The organism is Streptomyces sp. NPDC005878, assembly GCF_040629815.1.
Lineage (GTDB): Bacteria > Actinomycetota > Actinomycetes > Streptomycetales > Streptomycetaceae > Streptomyces.
Genome location: NZ_JBEXWK010000019.1, coordinates 29401 through 45573, shown reverse-complemented (window position 1 = coordinate 45573; position 16173 = coordinate 29401). Strand labels below are relative to the sequence as shown.

Sequence of the window (16173 nt, the reverse complement as noted above, 5' to 3'; positions counted from 1 at the left end):
GGCCCCGCCAGAGGCGTCTCCGGAATGTCTTGCTCGCCCCCTGCTCAACGGAGGTCTCTCATGCACAAGCTGTTGGTCCTGTATCCCGAGCCCGCCGATTGTGATCACTTCGGCGACTACTACGTGACCACTCACCTCCCGCTGGTGAAGCGCCTGCCGGGCCTGCTCGCGTGGCGTTACAGCTTCGACGTGTCAGCGACGCAGGGACAGGCGCCGTACTTCGCGGTCTTCGAAGCCGAGTTCGCTGACGCTGCCGCAATGACCGCGGCAAGATCGTCGCCGCAGGGCCTCAAGGTGGCCGCCGATGTCGCCAACTACGCCACCGGCGGCGCGGTCGTCATCGACTTTCCGGTGCAACACGGCGCCGGCTGAGCCCGCTGGGCGAAGGCTTCCGGGCGGCCCGCCGCCTGGCCCGTTCCGTTCTGCACGCATGTAGTTGTCGAACAACAATGACTCCGGTCCAGCAATGGGCCTGTTTTCCGAAGCCAGTCGTACGGAGACGGGCCCCTCGACGCGCCACATGCAACCGTGCCATGAGCTCCCTAGCACCTCTTCAGTGAGCTGATGTCGTTCGCGTGACCATACTGTGAGCTGTTGCCCTTCCAGTTGCCCACGGGCCAATTGGGGCCGCCCCACTCCTTGTCGACATACAGACACCATCGATCGCCGGTGCGGTTCCAGACGGAGCGGACCTTGTCGTTGAAGACGAAGCCATCGACCGGGTTCGCCAAGTTCTCCGAGCCGTAGTAGAAGCGCGCCCAATGCCCCCCGACCGCACCCCTGTTGGCGTTCCCGTACTCCCAAATGCAGAAGTAATACTCGGGGCACTGGTCGTAGGAGCTGATGCTCGTGTCTGTTGCCTGGGCCGTGGTGGGTGCCGTGACCGCAATTGCGGCGGCGAGCCCCAGGGTGATGTTCATGCCTTTCAACCAACGCATGCTGTTTGCTGCCTTCCGTCGATTCATCCGCATCGCTCGTCCCGACTTCCTCCGACCCTCTGTCGGCAGAGAGGTGCGAACTACCGTGTACCGTGGATAAGTGGTCCAGGCCCGACGGGGGAGTGGCTTGGCGAATTCGCGGTGCTATATGGCCGAAAGCCATAGCGCTGCTGAACTTGCTGTGTGCCGCAAATGCACACAAGGGACGCATGATGCGCACGATGTTCTGACGTGCCCAGGGGACGGCCCACGCCGCCACCCTCCCCACGCCAGAACCCTGACCAGCACAAATGAAGAAATGCTGAACACTGTGTTGTCGGAGCCGAGCGCGTCACTCACCTTCGCGCCAGTTGGCAAAACGGTTCGCCGGGGACCATGCCGATCGCTTCGCCGCGAATCGCGCGTCTCGGAGGCATGTTCGCACATCGCGATGTCGTACGACCATCCGTGCGATCTTGGCACCGGGACGTCTCTGCTTGAACAGCTCGGCCATGTATGTGCCCGATCTCGACCAACTGCGGTCGGATCAACGGTGAAATGGAGAGTTGAGACACAACGGAGGCAAGCTCCGAAGGCCCGCTGACGTCCTCACCCTCTCGACGCCGCTGCACCTACGGAACTAGCGAAATCCTTAGTGAGGACCGTCCCGTTAGTATGGTGTGGTGTTCATTGAGCATCCCCTTCTTGCTCAGGAGGCCCGGCTCTGCTTGCTCAGTTCCCCGCCGCCTTGAGGAGTGGATCAATGGGCGCCATGATGGAAGGGGGGTGTCGAAAAACAGGTGGAGCGCAGTGAGTCTGGGAACAGTGGCGGTAACAGGAGCGGCGGGCACCATCGGTTCCGTGGTGCGTGAGGCGCTACGACACGAGGCGGCACGCTTGGTCCTGCTCGACCGCGAACCGCTTCGCGCGGAGGCCGAGAACGAAGAGGTGCACACCGTGGACCTGCGGGACGCCGCCGCAGTGGAGTCGGCCCTCGCGGGAGCCGACCGCGTGCTCCACTTGGGCGGCGTACCCGACGAGGCTCCGCTCCCGGACCTGCTCGAAGCCAATGTGTTGGGCACGCACCACGTGCTGGAGGCGGCGCGGCGCACGGGAATCGAGCGGGTGGTACTGGCGAGCAGCAACCGCGTGACCGGCTTCTATCCCGCCGGACATCTCACCGGCCCCGAGGAGCCGGCACGCCCCGACGGCCTCTACGGGGTGAGCAAGGTGGCCGTGGAGGCCCTGGGGCAGTTGTACGCCGACAAGTTCGGTCTGTCGGTGATCTGCCTGCGCATCGGCAGCTTCGAGTCACTGCCTACCGAGCCCAGGCACCTGGCGACCTGGCTGAGCCCGCGCGATGCCGTCGGCTACATCCGGGCCGCCCTGACTGCACCGTCCTCCACCCGCTTCGTCACGGCGTACGCCGTCTCTGCCAACAGCCGCCGCTTCTGGAGACTCCCCGACGTGACGGAACTGGCTTACGTCCCCGTCGACAACGCCGAAGTGCACGCTGCGGACATTCCCGGAGATCTTTCAGCCGATCCGAGCGCAGCCCAGGCCGGCCTCTATGCCGAGCCCGAGTTCACCCTCAAACACCTTCGGCCCTGACGTATAGGGCCCTCGGAGGTGGGAGGGCCAACGGGACCGGGTCGGCGTCGGGAACTGAGATGATCTCTGGGGGGCTGTGATCACGGCGTCGGAGTCGTCCTTGAGAGGCCCGTTCACCGGTCTGAGCGTCGGCAGTTCGGCAGGCTCGCCGTCCCACTCTCGCCCCCACGCCGCCCGTCGGCGTGACCGCTAGGGTGTCCCAATGATTCTTCATCGGGGGAGGGTGCGCCTCGCGGCGCTCGTGGGAGTCACCGTACTGATGTTTTCGATGCCGGCCTGCGGCACGCAGGCGGCCGGCTCGCCGCCGGGAGTGGGTAGTACCGGAGCCGAGAAGCTGGGGTTCGAGCGCTACGCCGACAGTGTGCAATGGCCCGGAACCAAGGACGAGGACTACGTCGCGCCGGGCGAGGGACTGCAGCTCCTCGCTCGACAGGGGAACTGCGTTCTGGGTTTCGGCACGTATGCGAACGGCTACGGGTACGTTCCCGTCAACTGGTCGGGCAACGCGGGCTGTACCAAGCTCACCCTGCACCCTGACCCCGCCGATTCCCCCAAGGACGAATCCGGCGTGCCGAACTCGATGCGGCACGGAAATCCTGGCGGTGGAGTGCCGGCCCAGGCGGTAGTCGACTGGGGGGACGGTTCGCAGTTCTTCGTATCCAGCGTGATCCGTGCCCGCGAACGCGACGGACAGGTGCGGCAGTTGGCCGATCTCGAATTGCCCTGGGCCCTCAAAGAGTCGGACACCTCGGACCGCGGGACGGTCAGCTCGGCGGTTCGCAGCGGGAGCCGGCTCCTCATCGGAGGCAGCGAGACCGTCTCGGGCACCACAGGACCCTTCCTGTACGCCTCCGACGACCGCGGTGCGACCGTGCACCGGGTAACACTGCCGGCGGAGACGGACAGTGGGAGCCGGACACCGGTCGGTCCGATGGCGGCTGATGGCCGGGAGGTGATCGCTATCGGCAGCTACTCCTCGAACGCCTTCACCAAGGAAGCCACCGGCGCTCTGGTGGTCTGGCACTCGGCCGACAGCGGAGCGCACTGGACCCGAGCGATCGTGAACGGACTGCCGACGGGCACGCGCATGCACGGCGCGTTTCGGGTGGCCGGACGTTGGTTCGCCGTGGGGGACATCTCGGGAGCCCCCACGAAGCCCAACGTGCCCGTGCTTCTCACCAGTACCGATGGTGCCACCTGGACGAAGACCGACACCACAGCCATGGGTGTCGGTGGCGTCGTCGCGGCGACGATCGACGCCCAGGGACACCCGATCATGGTGGGCAGCCTGCGCGTGCCGGGAAAGTCCCCGCAGACCCCGGCGACGTACTGCGGCGCGGTCTGGACAGGGGACGGAACCCCGGCAGGATGGCGGCGCGGCGAACTGGGCTGCCACTCCCAGCCGCCGGCAGCCGTGACGACCTTGGCGAACGGAACGACCGTCATCGCCGGTAACAGCGACTTGTGGCTGCGGCACTGAAGGGGCTGCTGCGGCACTGACAGGGGCTGACGGCCTGGGGCACGCGGTCCGCCGGCATGGCCGGCGGCCTGAACAGGGCGAGCTGGCCAGCTGGTGATGGCCTCGCGTCACGCGGGACCTGGGCACATTCATCAGGGGACTGGCCCGCATGAGCCGTGGTGCTCCGGTCGTGCCGCGCAGGAGGGATGCCAGGGCGCGCCACACTTAAATTAGATCGCCTGTTCGGTTCGGGTCTCGCGAGGGGACTCGCCTGTACGGCCCTCGTGAACCGCGTGCCCGCCTTGCGGGCGAGCGCTCGGGTTGGCGCACGTGAGCGTCCCGGTCGGCGGCTCCGCGCACGCTCTGGTGTGCGAGGGGCCCTGCGGATGTTGTACTGTTTTTGAGTTCCTGTGCCGAGTTTTCGGTGACAGTGACCAGACTTCCTGTTCCTTCAGTGTCGATTTTGGGGTGACGTCTTATTAACCAGGCCATGTAGTCGTCCGTGTTCCCCGCGTGCTGTGTTGTCGCACGTGTCCGGGGGCGGACGTCGCGCTGGCCTGAGTTGCGTCACCCATCCCCGTAGTTTTTCTTCCCGGGTGCAGCTCTGCCGTCTGCCCCGGGTTTCGCGTTTTCCGGCCCCGGCGCGGCTGTCGGCAGGGCTCCCCGATTCCTTTGGATCAGGAGTTTTCCGTCGTGTCTTCCTCCGCGCTCGGCAACGAGCCGGCGCACACCACCGTCCAGACCCCGACCCACCCGTCATCTGGACCGTCGAAGATGGCCATGGGGGCCTGGATCGCCCTCCTGGTGCTGCTGACGGCCGAGCTGATGAACATGCTCGACCAGTCGGTCGTCCTGACAGCCCTGCCCGCGATCCAGGAGTTGACCGGCGCCGGGCCGGTCGCGGTGCAGTGGCTGACCACCGCCTACTCCCTGCCCGTCGCCGTTGGGCTGATCACCGGCGGACGGCTCGGCGATATCTTCGGCCGCCGCAGGATTCTGCTCATCGGCACCATCGTGTTCACCGCCGCCTCGCTGCTGTGCGGTCTGGCCACCGGTCCGGGCGTACTGATCGGCGCCCGCCTGCTCCAGGGCGTCGGCGTGGCCGTGATGATCCCGCAGGTCCTGGCGACCATGCACGTCACCTTCGAGGGCCAGAACCGCAGCAAGGCATTCGGCCTGTACGGGGCCGTCCTGGCCATCGCCAACGTCCTGGGCCCGGTCCTGGGCGGCGTGCTCACCCAGGCCGACCTGTTCGGGCTGTCCTGGCGGCCGATCTTCCTGGTCAACGTGCCCGTCGGCCTTGCCGTGCTCCTCTTCGGACGCACCTTCATCCCCGAATCGACCGTCCGCACAGCCGGCAGGCTCGACGTGGCAGGCATGCTGCTGTCCGGCCTGGCCATCGTCCTGGTCCTCTTCCCGCTCACCGAGGGCCACGCCCACGGGTGGCCGCTGTGGTGTTTCGTGATGCTTGCCGCCGGCGTTGTGGTCCTCGGTGTCTTCCTGCGCCGCCAGAGGCGCAGGCAGGACGAGGCTCCGCTGGTGACCCTGTCCCTCTTCCGGGTCAGGCAGTTCTCCGGGGGCATGGCCGCGGACCTGTTGCACGGCCTGCTGTGCGGCCTGTTCTTCATGACCTGGACGCTGTACCTGCAGCGCGGACTGGGGTTGAGCCCGCTTGAGGCGGCCGTGGCCTTCGTGTTGCTGTCCGTGGGAGAACTGGGCGGCGCGACGGTCGCGGCGAAGACCGCCGGGCGTTTCGCTCGCCGTCTGCCGCAGACCGGAACCCTTATCGCGGCCGCTGCGATGGTCACCTACGGGCTTCAGGTCGACAGCCGCCAGGCCGACCTGACCCTGTTGGCGATGACGGCTCCGGTGGTGCTGATCGGTTTCGGCCTGGGTATGGTCTCCGGCCCGCTCACCGATTTGTCGCTGGCCCGGGTTCCGCACGAGGACGCCGGCTCGGCGTCGGGCTTGTTCAACACGGCCATTCACCTGGGCATCGCGCTGGGCACGGCGCTGACCGCCGTGGTGTTCTTCGCCGTCACCGGTGGCTCGCGCGATGGCGCGGTCAACCGCGACGCGTTCGTCACCGTGCTGTGGTGGGCCAGCGGCCTCCTGGTCCTGATGTGGGCGCTGATGTTCTGTCTGCCCAAGCACGCGAACAGCCACGACGACTGAGCCACTTCCCACGGGCGGCGGTTCCTGCACCCGGGGCGCCGCCGCCCCTGGCCTCCATTGATTCCCGCGGCAGGCTTTCGTCGTGCCCCGTGCAGCACCGACCCAGCGCCACGGGTTCTTCCCCGGACCGCCACGCGGCACGGAACACCGAGGGCGGGGCCCGGCCGTCTACCGGCCGGGCCCCGCCCTCAGTGCTGTGGTGGTGCCGGGCGGCCGAGTCGTCACGCTCTCGGCCGCCCGGCACGGTGGGGAGGTGTCAGGGGCGCGTCCACTGCGCGTTGGTGCCGTTGCCGCACTGCCACAGGCCGACGATGGAGGCGTTGGCGGTGGCTTCGCCGAAGACGTTCACGCACTGGTCGGGCTTGATGGCGCTGCTGATCGTGGCGTTGTCGGTGTTGACGTTCCACTTCTGCTCGCCGCGGCCGTCGCAGTCGACGACCTTGAGGTGCGAGCCCTGGTTGGCGCCGGGCTCGGCGGTGAGGCACTTGCCGCCCGAACGCAGCTCCTTGGCGGCCGTGGTCACCCACTGCTGGTTGGCGCCGCCCCAGCAGTCCCAGATGACGGCGTCGTTGCCGTTGTAGCTGTCGAGGCAGCGGCCGGACTGCTGGCCGCGGAACGAGCTGCTGGCCCAGCGCTCGCCACCGGAGTCCCAGCGCACGACGAGCGAGCCGCTGGTCTCCAGGGAGGCGTACGAACCGGCGCCGCTCCAGGTCTGCGTGGACCACAGGACGCCGTCCCTGCCCTGGCCGCCGTCCTTCTTGTACAGGACCAGGTTGCCGTCGTCCTGCATGTGCAGGTACGCGTACCAGTCCCAGGTGGTCTTGTTCCACAGCTCACGGCCGGTTGCCAGCTCGCGGATGAGGACGTTGCCCTGGATGTCCATGATGAGGACGGTCTTGCCGTTGGTCAGCCACTGGCCCGGCAACAGCTTGGTGTCGGCGGCGAGCTTGTCGCCGCGCGGCCCGGTGCCGGTCTGCCACAGGAGCTTGCCCATGCCCGCGTTGCCGTTGGTGACGACCTCGGAGACCACCAGGTTGGCGTCTGCACCCAGCGCCAGGGTGGCGCCCGCGTGGCCCCAGGTGCCGCTCGACCACAGGGCGGAGTCCGCGACGGAGTCGCCGCCGCCCTTCTTGTAGACGACGAGGTTGCCGTCGGCCTGCATCCGGGCGAACGCGCCCGGGTTGCCGCCCGTGCCGGACGCCCACAGGGCGCCGCCGCGGCCTTCGCCGCCGGTGGCGTGGTAGATGACCAGGTTGCCGTCGGCCTGCATGACGAGCTTGCCGTATTCGGAGGTCAGCGTCGCGCCGGAGGCGAGCGTCGCCCCGGACCTGAGGACGACCGGGCGCTGCTTGGCGGTGGCGATCCAGTCGTTCAGGCCGTCGGTACGGGCCGCGACGGCGCCGGTGCGGGTCTCGGACGGGTTGGTGCCGACGCAACCGCCCATCCAGGAGCGGCTGTTGACGCCGACCAGTTCGCCCGCGGCGTTGAAGAGCGGGCCGCCGGTGTCGCCCTTGCAGATCGCGTCCGTGCCTTTGCCCGTGATGGCCAGGCTGGTCGGGTTGGCGGTGGTGACGGTGAAGGAGCCGGTGTGGACCTTGTCCGGCACCCACTCGGTGGCGGTGCGTCCGAAGCCGGCGGCCACCAGGTCGGTACCGGCGGCGGGGGCGGTGGCGGCGCGCGACGCGGCGGACACCGAGGTGACGGGCGCGGCGAGGCGGCCCAGGGCCACGTCCCGGTCGTCGCGGGCGACGACGTCGGTGACCTCGGCGGACGTGCCGTCGCTGAGGATTGCCGTGGTCGCCAGCGCGGGCCGGCCGGACGGCACGGACGAGCCGGGGGTCGAGGCGAAGCAGCTGGCGGCCGTCATGACCCAGGACGGGTCGACGAGCGTCGCGGTGCAGCTGCGGCCGCTCTCCACGTCGCCGATGCTCAGCTTGACGACGGAGGCGAGCTGACCGGCCGTGGCCTGCGGGCCGGTGACCGCCTGAGCGGTGCCTGCCGTGACCAGTCCGGCGGTGACGGCCGTGGTGGTCACCACCAGAGCGGCCGTCCGCGTCAGACGGGAATACAGGAGGGGCATGCGGAGTGATCCTTCGAACAGGAGCGGGCTTCGGCGCACACGGGCGCGAACCGCGCGGGGATGCGGGGGCGCGGGAGCGGCCGCCGCGGGTTTCGGGGGCGAGCCGCTCAGATCTTCCAGACCTGGTCGGCGTAGCGCGAGTCACAGCCGACCTGGGTCACCGGGGCGCCCCACTCGGGCGTGCGCCACGAGACGAACATGCACTTGTCGGTCACCGAGTTGCGCACCGAGTAACCGCCACCGGCGACCGGCTCCAGCTTCCACACCTGGTCGGCAAAGCCGGCGTTGCAGTCGTACTGGGTGACGGGTGCACCGTCCTCGGGGGTGCGCCAGGACACCACGAGGCAGCGGTTGCTGTTGTGGTTGCGGATCAGGTAGCCGCCCTTGACCGGCTCCAGCTTCCACACCTGGTCGGCGTACTGCGGGTCGCAGTCGACGGCCTGGGCCGCAGCGCCGTTGTCGGGGGTGCGCCAACCGACGTACGCGCAGCGGGTGCTGTGCGCGTTCTGGAGCGACGCGGTCGTGAAGCGGACCTGCTGGAGCCAGGGGGCGAGGTCGTCGGTGCGGCTGGAGACCGCGCCCGTACGGGTCTCCGTGGCCGGGGCGCCGAGACAGCCGCCCTGCCAGGAGCGGGAGTTGACTGCGGCGATATGGCCAGAGGCGTCCAGCAGGGGGCCGCCGGTGTCGCCCTTGCACAGCACGTCGGTGCCCTTGCCGGTGACGGCGAGGGTGGAGGACGTGAGGGCGTCGAGGGCGAAGGTGCCGGTGTGGGGCTTGTCCGGAACCCACTCGCTCTTGGTGCGCCCGAAGCCGACGGCCTTCAGCTCGGTGCCGCTCGCCGGGGCCGTGTCGGCCAGGGTCGCGGGGGTGATCGAGGTGACGGGGGTGGCCAGCCGCAGCAGGGCGGCGTCACGGTCGGTGCGCGGGGCGACCTCGGTGACGTCGAGGGTACGGCCGTCGCTGAGCGTCGCCCGGGTGGTGAGGGCGGGCTTGCCCGCCTCCACGGATGCGCCCGGAGTGGTGGCGACGCAGCTCGCTGCGGTCAGGACCCAGAAGCGGTCGACCAGAGCGCCGGTGCAGGCGCGGGAGGACTCGTCGGTGCCGATGGACAGCTTGACGGCGTAGGGGTGCGCCCCGATCGCGGCCTCGGGCCCGGTGACCGCGGCGGCGGGGGTGGCGGTGATCAGGCCCGTCGACAGCAGGGCCGAGGTGGCGAGCAGGCCGGAGATCCGCGCGGCGCGCGGACGGTGTGCAGACACGTGTGTCCTTCGAAGACAGGATGGGCGGGCTGGGCCGCGCGGACGTCGAGAGAGTGGGCCAGGGGCCGACGGGCTCACACGAGCGGCGGCGCGGGGCGTCGTCGGCCGGCCTTTACTTGCTGGTGCGGATTTCCAGGAGCATGAAATCGCGGCCCTTTTCGTCCGCGGTCTCGCCGACGGCGGTCCACGTGTTCCTGTCGACCGGGAACGTCTTCTGTTCGGTTCCGGTGGTCATCTCGACCTGAGCGGCGTAGCTGTTTCCCTTTACGCCGAATACGGCCGGGATCTCCAGGCTCAGGTATCCCTTGTCGCCGGTGACCTTGAAGCAGACCTTCTCGTTCTGGTGCGAGAAGACCTCCATCAGTTCCGGGGCCCCCGTGCAGGGGGCGAGAAGGATATGGCCGTCACCCCGCTTGAGCTTGATCTTCTGCTCGGCGAGGATTTTGTCGGCGTTCGGGTACGCGAAGTCCTCAATGGCGTAACCCGGTCCGTCCTCGGCGACCGCCTTGGTCGCGATGGCGTCGCCGTTGCCACCGCCGCTCGTCCCACCGGCGATGACTGCCCAGGCCAGAGCCCCAGCGGCCGCAGCCGTGGCGGTGATGCGCAGGACGGTGCTACGTACCTTCATTTTCGTCCTCAGAAGTCGTTCCAGAGTTTTCCCCGCATGCGGCGACGCCTCTGGAAGAACACGCGCGCATACATGGGCAAGGAGGTTCCACGATGTATTGCGCGTCCCCCCGGACAGCGCCGGACGACGCCGTCGGAGGGGATCTCCGAAGGCGTCGGCCGGTGGCTGACGATCCCCTGAATGAAAGCAGTCATATGGGATCCAGCCAAGAGAGTAAAAGGGTGCGTAAACCCACAAATCCACCACCAGGGCCGTGACTTGCGTCACGATCTTGAATGGTTGTAGCGGTTTTGCGAAAAGTTGAGGTCGAAATCCAGCCATCTTTGCGAGAGGTATCGGGTCAGGTTCCAGCCAGCTGTTCCCGGGCCGCTTTCCGCGCATAAAGTCAGGCGACCGCCGCCACGGTGAGATGTCCCGGGCGGGATACGTCCTCACCCCGAGGAATCGAGACCAGAAAGGTCTTTCTGTGCAGGAAACGTTTTGGAGCCGGCGCCGTTTCGCGACCGCCGTCGCGGCGGGCACGGCCGCACTCTCCACTCCCTGGCTCTTCACCACGCCCGTGCGGGCCGCCACCGGAACCCCGACGGCCGGAGACGCCCTGGCCCTTCCTGACACCGACCGCGCCAAGGCCGTCAAGGCCTGGATTCTCGGCGGCCGTTCGGTCAAGCAAGCGGCGGCGTACGCGCTCAGCGGCACCGACCAGGACATCACCACCTTCCTCACGGAGCAGCTGCCGCGCGCGACGCGCATCGACAACCGCGTCGCCGCCTTCACCTACCTCGGCAACGGCGGCCGGAGCGTCCGCCGCGACGCCACCGCGGCCCTGAGCGGTGGCGACGACGCGGTGGCCGCCTTCGTCAAGGACGGGTTCCACTCCTCGATCACCGAGGACATGCGGGTCACCACCCTCACCGTGATGGCCAACGGCGGGAAGAGCGTCAAGCGCGAGGGCAACGCCGCGCTGAGCGCGGGCACGGACCAGGCGCTGGAGCAGTTCCTGCTCACCACCCAGTACAACGCCCGCCTGGAAGACGCCCGGGTGGACATCCTGCGCAGCCTCGCCACCGCCGGACCCGAGGTCAAGAAGTACGCGAACCGGGCCCTGAGCGGGACCGCCGACGACGTGCAGTGGTACCTCGACACCGGCGTCCACATCGCCCGGGCCCGCGACCAGGAGGCCGCCACCATCGGCCAGCTGGTCGCCATCGTGGAGCGCGAGAGCGCCCGTGCGCGCGAGCAGACGGACCTCGCCGTCGAGGCCTCGGAGCGCGCCACGACGGCCGCCGAGCAGGCCAGGCAGAAGGCGGAGACGGCCGCGGCCGAGGCCGAGCGCGCCAAGGAGGACGTCCGCCTGTCCGCCGAGGCCGCCCGCCAGGCGGCCACCGCGGCGAGCGGCGCCGCGTCCGCGGCCCGCACCGCCATCCACGCCTCCACCGCCGCCGTCCAGGCCTCCCAGCGCGCCTCCTGGGCCGCCACCGCGGCCTCCCAGGCGGCAGCGGCCGCCGGTTCGGCCGCGACCCGCGCCTACAACGCGGCCATCGCCGCGTCGAAGGACGCGTCGCGGACCGAGGAGGCGAAGAACGCCGCCGTCGCCGCCCGCGACGCCGTGGCCAAGGCCAACAGCGCCGCCAAGGCGGCCGACGACGCGGCCACCGCCTCGGAGCAGTCGGCCAACGCCGGTCTCTCGGCCGCCTCCGCGGCGCGCAACGCCGCAGCGGCCGCCAACGCCTCCGCCCAGGCGGCGAACGCCTCCGGTGCCGCCCAGAGCGAAGCCGCCGAGGCCAAGCGCCAGGCCGCCATCGCCTCCTCCGCCGCCAACCAGGCGACCAACGCGGCCTCCACCGCCCAGGCGCTGGCCTCCACCGCCGCCCGTGCGGCGCGCGCCGCCAACGCCGCCGCCAAGTCCGCCGCGGCGCACGCGGAAAAGGCGGCGGACGCCGCGGAGGAGGCCGTCAAGTTCGCCGGGCAGGCCATCGACTTCGCCAACAAGTCCACGGCGTACGCCGACGAGGCCGTCAAGGCCGCCAACCTCGCCACGAAGGCCGTCGCCGACGCGCTGGACGTGGAGAAGAACGCCCGCGACGCCGAGGCCGCGATGCTCGCCACCGACCGTCTCCAGGGCATGAAGGAGGCCGCCCAGCTCGCCCTCCTCGACAAGAGCGAGCGCGCTGAGGCCCTCAACAAGCGCACCCAGGCCCAGCAGACCGCCCAGGCCACCAAGGACCTCATAGCCCGGGCCGAGCAGGCCCTCCAGAGCGACAACCTCGGTGTCGCCGCCACCCTCGGCCGCCAGGCCGCCACCGCGCTGCTGGACTCCCGCGGCACGTGGACCCGCCAGGCCGCCCGCTTCGCCCTCGCCGGCACCGACGACGACGTCTACTCCTGGATCGACCTCGACCGCCAGCTCGCCCAGGCCCAGGACGACCGCGAGACCATCCTCTTCATCGCGCAGGTCTCCGAACCGGCCGTCGCCCGCGCCGCGGTCCAGGCTCTCGCCGGGGGCGTGCCCGCCCAGGGGGACTTCAACACCGGCGGCGTCATCAAGTCCCGGGCGGAAGACAACCGGGTCAACATCCTGAAGATCCTCAACTCCAAGCCCGGCAAGACCGTCACCAAGGCCGCCAACGACGCGCTCAACGCCAACACCCCCGAAGCCCTGCAGAAGTTCTTCGACGAGGACCTGGCCCACGCCATCGCGGAGGACGACGCCGTCGCCACCATGAAGGTGATCGCCTCCGGCGACGCCTACGCCAAGGCCTACGGAGAAGTGGCGATGGAGGGCCCCGCCTGGATGCGACGGCGCTTCGTGGAGTCCGTCCAGTACCGGGCCGCCCAGCTCGACTTCGACTCCCTCAGCCACTCCGCCGCCATGCAGGCCACCATCGCGGCCGCCGCCAAGATCGCCCAGGAGGCACAGCGCGACGCCGCGCTCGCCTCCCAGGTCGCGGCCGAGGCACGGGACGCCGGAGCCAAGGCCCAGGAGTGGGCCCAGAAGGCGATCAACGCCTCCACCGCGGCGGACAGCTACGCCAAGCAGGCCCAGGACCACGCCACGGCTGCGGACAAGTCCGCCAACGACGCCCAGGCCTCGGCGAACAAAGCCAAGGACGCGGCCGCGACCGCGCAGGGAGCCTCCCGCGCGGCCAACTACTCCGCCAACCGCGCCATCGACGCGGCCCGCAGCGCCCTGGCCTCCTCCTACGCGGCCGCCGCCTCCGCCGCCGACGCCCACCAGGCCGAGCTCGCCGCCGGGCGGGACGCCAAGACGGCCGCCGCGGCCGCCGCCGAGGCCCGCCAGACGGCGGCCGACAAGCGCACGGCCGAGATCCAGGAGGCCGCGCGCGCCGCCGCCGAACAGGCCCAGAAGGACCGGGACGCCAACCGCAACCCCTCCAACTCCACCACCAACGACCAGGTCAACCCGAAGGGGACCCAGCCCGGGAGCGGAAGCCAGCCGGGCAACCAGCCCGGCAAGGACGAGTGGTGGAACGACGCCAAGTGGTGGGCCGACACCGCCGACAAGGTGAGTGTCGCCGCCGGCCTCCTGGCCACGGGCTTCGGCATCGCCTGCGTGTTCTGGCCCGCGGCGCCCGTCCTCGGCAGCATCGCCGCCGTCTGCCTCGGCGTGTCCGCCGTCGCCTCCGGCATTAGCGCGCTCGCCAACGGCATCGAATACGGCTTCGGCAGCGCCCAGTTCGCCGCCGCCGCGGGGCGCAGCGCCCTGCAGCTCGTCACCCGCGGCGGCGGGCGGGCCGCCTCGGTGGCCAAGCCGGTCGTCAAGAAGGTCGAGAAGGTCGCCGAGGACGTCGTCTCCGGCATCGTCAAGGTCTTCTCCTGACCCCCACCCCGCCCCCGCGCCCCTCCTCCCGCTGAGGACGGTCACGCACCAGGGCGGCGGGAGACCCCGGTGGTTCCCGGGCTCTCCCGCCGCCCCGCCTCCCCCTGCCCCGCTCCGGCGCGCCACGGGCGCCCCGGGCACGGGGGAGCGGTCTCCAGCACGGCCACGCGGGCCGTGCTCCTACCGAGAGAAACCATGCTTTCACCACGCGCAAGACGCATCCTTCCGGGCGTCCTCCTCGCCCTCACCCTCACCGCGACCGGCACGGCCGCGGCAGACGGCCACGCGGCACCGGCACGCACCGCCCCCCATGCCTCCACCGGCACGGCGCTGGGCTCCTCGTCCCACCCCAAGGTGGGCCGGATCGACCGGCGCCCACACTCCCCGGCCCCCGCCCCCACCAGGACGCTCCCCGTCAAGCCGGGCTCCGGCGAGCGGTGCGAGCCGACGCTCGCCGGCTCGCGCGAGCGCAGGGCCGGCGCCGTCGAGGCCTGCGTGACCACCAGCACCAAGCCGGCCGCACAGCCCCGGCGCCAGGCACGGGCCGCCGTCCAGCCGCAGGCCGCCGCCGCTGCCACCAACGAAGGCAGCTGCGCCATCGCGACCCGCGGCACGTGGAAGTACAGCCGGTTCGGCTACTGCGTGAACGGCCTGGACGTGCTGTACACGCTCAAGGACACCAACGGCAAAGTGGTCGGCACCGGCACGCTGAACGTGTCGAGCAGCGCCCTCCTGCCCGCCGCACGCACGACGTGGAACGAGAACGTGACCGTCGCCATGACCGGCGCCACCGGGGCGGTCACGACCCTGACCGCGAAGTTCCGGGCCGAGTGCTCGACAGGCTGCAAGGTCGTCAAGGCCGCCCCCTGGTACGGGGGCCAGCTGACCACGGGCCAGTCGGTCAGCGGCGACGTGTCGTACTCCTCCTCTCCCGCCCCGGGCACCAAGGTCGACTTCACCACGTCGTACAAGCTGTACGTCACCGCCCCCGGCGCCCAGGCCACGGACCCCAACGCCTCCTGGGACAACCCGGAGAAGGTCCGCTGCGACGACGACGTCCGGGACACCAGCGTCCCCGACACCACTCCCGGTGCCGGGTGCGTCGTGCCCAGCGTCATGCCGGTCGTGAGCATGAGCACTTCGACCTCGGGCGCGGCCGCCGCCGGATACCTGTGGGCGCAGCAGAACCTCACCGACGGCTGGGGCCGCGCCAAGCCCCTGACCCGCGCCCGCAGCGGGATCGCCGACCGCACCGCCCGCACCTGCGGGGGTTCACAGCCCTTCCAGGACAGGTCGGACCTCGTTCCGGACGACAGCTGCGGCGAGTTCCCCTTCGCGTCCACCCATGAAGGCGGCACCGACGGCGCCCAGTGCGCCGAGGTGATCCCCAACGCCAGCGGCGGCGGCTGGGACATCTACGACCTCGGCGGCGCCGACCCCGGCAAGCGGTGCGTTCGCGCCCACGTTCCGCAGAGCGACAACAAGGCCGCCCTGACGCAGCTCGCCGAGGGCTACGCCAACCAGCGGGTGCTGGAGGCCGACCAGTTCACCCTGGACATCGCCAGCACCACCTCGCAGCCGCAGGGCGCCTGCCTGCAGACCACGCCGTCCGGCGCGCTCCCCAACGGCGACGGGTGGATCAAGAACACCACCGAAGCGGTCGCCCACCGCAACAAGAACACCCCCACCCCCGACGTCGCGGGCACCAGGCCGACCGCTGCGGAGGCCTGCCTCGGCAAGCAGACCGGCAAGGGCACCTCTGCCTCGGGTGACATCACCGGCTGGCAGGACGCGCAGATCTACGCCCGCCCGCTCGCCGCACCGGGCACCAAGGCACCGTACGGACTGGCCCGCTGCCACCTGATCGCCAACATCCTCGGCGGAAAGGGGCGCACGCGCGACGGCGGCCAGGACAACCTCGTCCCCTGCTGGCAGGTGGGCATGAACACCGGCACCCCCAGCATGCGCACCTATGAGTACGAGGCGCAGACCCTGCTGAACGACAACAACTTCGGGGCGAACGACGCGATCTTCTACCAAGTGACGCCCACCTACCTGGACGCCACCAGCACCGTGCCGGTGGGAGTCACGATGAAGGCCACCGTGCAGCGGGCGGACGGCACCACGCAGCCGCTGTTCCCCGACGTCTACATCCCCAACACCAAGGCCGATACTGGCCAGCACAACCTCGGAAACTAGTCCCACC

Annotated in this window: 10 protein-coding genes; 6 read left to right on the top strand and 4 right to left on the bottom strand. The window is 70.1% G+C overall.

Going from position 1 to position 16173, the window contains the following annotated elements; translation table 11 throughout:
• Window positions 1-60 precede the first annotated feature (60 nt).
• Window positions 61-372, top strand: coding sequence for an EthD family reductase (locus tag ABZ404_RS25290; RefSeq protein ID WP_358831177.1), 312 nt, complete (start codon window positions 61-63; stop codon window positions 370-372).
• A 170-nt stretch (window positions 373-542) separates the two neighbouring features.
• On the opposite strand, the gene ABZ404_RS25285 is transcribed toward ABZ404_RS25290, so the two are convergent.
• Window positions 543-920, bottom strand: coding sequence for a peptidase inhibitor family I36 protein (locus ABZ404_RS25285; protein WP_358831176.1), 378 nt, complete (start codon window positions 918-920; stop codon window positions 543-545).
• An 858-nt stretch (window positions 921-1778) separates the two neighbouring features.
• Between ABZ404_RS25285 and ABZ404_RS25280 the strand changes: the two genes are divergently transcribed.
• The 3 genes from ABZ404_RS25280 to ABZ404_RS25270 all read left to right on the top strand — a co-directional run bounded on the left by ABZ404_RS25280 (window position 1779) and on the right by ABZ404_RS25270 (window position 6162).
• Window positions 1779-2528 (top strand): NAD(P)-dependent oxidoreductase, encoded by a 750-nt coding sequence (locus ABZ404_RS25280; RefSeq protein WP_358831175.1) that lies wholly within the window; start codon window positions 1779-1781, stop codon window positions 2526-2528.
• 202 nt (window positions 2529-2730) lie between these two features.
• Entirely contained in the window at window positions 2731-4008 is a 1278-nt protein-coding gene (locus ABZ404_RS25275) for a hypothetical protein (protein WP_358831174.1), read from the top strand.
• Window positions 4009-4680: 672 nt separating this feature from the next.
• On the top strand, window positions 4681-6162 hold the full coding sequence (locus ABZ404_RS25270; protein ID WP_358831173.1) for an MFS transporter: 1482 nt from the start codon (window positions 4681-4683) through the stop codon (window positions 6160-6162).
• A gap of 256 nt (window positions 6163-6418) precedes the next feature.
• Here the strand turns inward: ABZ404_RS25270 and ABZ404_RS25265 are convergent, their stop codons facing one another.
• From ABZ404_RS25265 to ABZ404_RS25255, 3 genes are all read right to left on the bottom strand, one after another.
• Window positions 6419-8242, bottom strand: coding sequence for a trypsin-like serine protease (locus ABZ404_RS25265; RefSeq protein ID WP_358837325.1), 1824 nt, complete (start codon window positions 8240-8242; stop codon window positions 6419-6421).
• A 107-nt stretch (window positions 8243-8349) separates the two neighbouring features.
• Window positions 8350-9501 (bottom strand): RICIN domain-containing protein, encoded by a 1152-nt coding sequence (locus ABZ404_RS25260; protein ID WP_358837324.1) that lies wholly within the window; start codon window positions 9499-9501, stop codon window positions 8350-8352.
• A 112-nt stretch (window positions 9502-9613) separates the two neighbouring features.
• Window positions 9614-10129 carry a hypothetical protein gene (locus tag ABZ404_RS25255; protein WP_358837323.1) on the bottom strand — a complete coding sequence of 172 codons (516 nt, stop codon included), beginning with the start codon at window positions 10127-10129 and terminating at the stop codon, window positions 9614-9616.
• 466 nt (window positions 10130-10595) lie between these two features.
• Here ABZ404_RS25255 and ABZ404_RS25250 point away from each other — a divergent pair, with 466 nt between their 5' ends.
• Together ABZ404_RS25250 and ABZ404_RS25245 are read left to right on the top strand one after the other, a co-directional pair.
• Window positions 10596-13967 carry a hypothetical protein gene (locus tag ABZ404_RS25250; protein WP_358990909.1) on the top strand — a complete coding sequence of 1124 codons (3372 nt, stop codon included), beginning with the start codon at window positions 10596-10598 and terminating at the stop codon, window positions 13965-13967.
• Between the two features lie 195 nt (window positions 13968-14162).
• Window positions 14163-16166: a DNA/RNA non-specific endonuclease gene (locus ABZ404_RS25245; RefSeq protein WP_358832129.1), complete on the top strand. Its 2004-nt coding sequence runs from the start codon at window positions 14163-14165 to the stop codon at window positions 16164-16166.
• The last annotated feature ends 7 nt before the right edge of the window (window positions 16167-16173 follow it).

Excerpts from the sequence above, each read along its gene's own strand:
- ABZ404_RS25245 (WP_358832129.1), top strand. The coding sequence starts at position 14,163 with ATGCTTTCACCACGCGCAAGACGCATCCTTCCGGGCGTCCTCCTCGCC.
- ABZ404_RS25275 (WP_358831174.1), top strand. The coding sequence starts at position 2,731 with ATGATTCTTCATCGGGGGAGGGTGCGCCTCGCGGCGCTCGTGGGAGTC.
- ABZ404_RS25265 (WP_358837325.1), bottom strand. The coding sequence starts at position 8,242 with ATGCCCCTCCTGTATTCCCGTCTGACGCGGACGGCCGCTCTGGTGGTG.
- ABZ404_RS25285 (WP_358831176.1), bottom strand. The coding sequence starts at position 920 with ATGAACATCACCCTGGGGCTCGCCGCCGCAATTGCGGTCACGGCACCC.
- ABZ404_RS25255 (WP_358837323.1), bottom strand. The coding sequence starts at position 10,129 with ATGAAGGTACGTAGCACCGTCCTGCGCATCACCGCCACGGCTGCGGCC.
- ABZ404_RS25290 (WP_358831177.1), top strand. The coding sequence starts at position 61 with ATGCACAAGCTGTTGGTCCTGTATCCCGAGCCCGCCGATTGTGATCAC.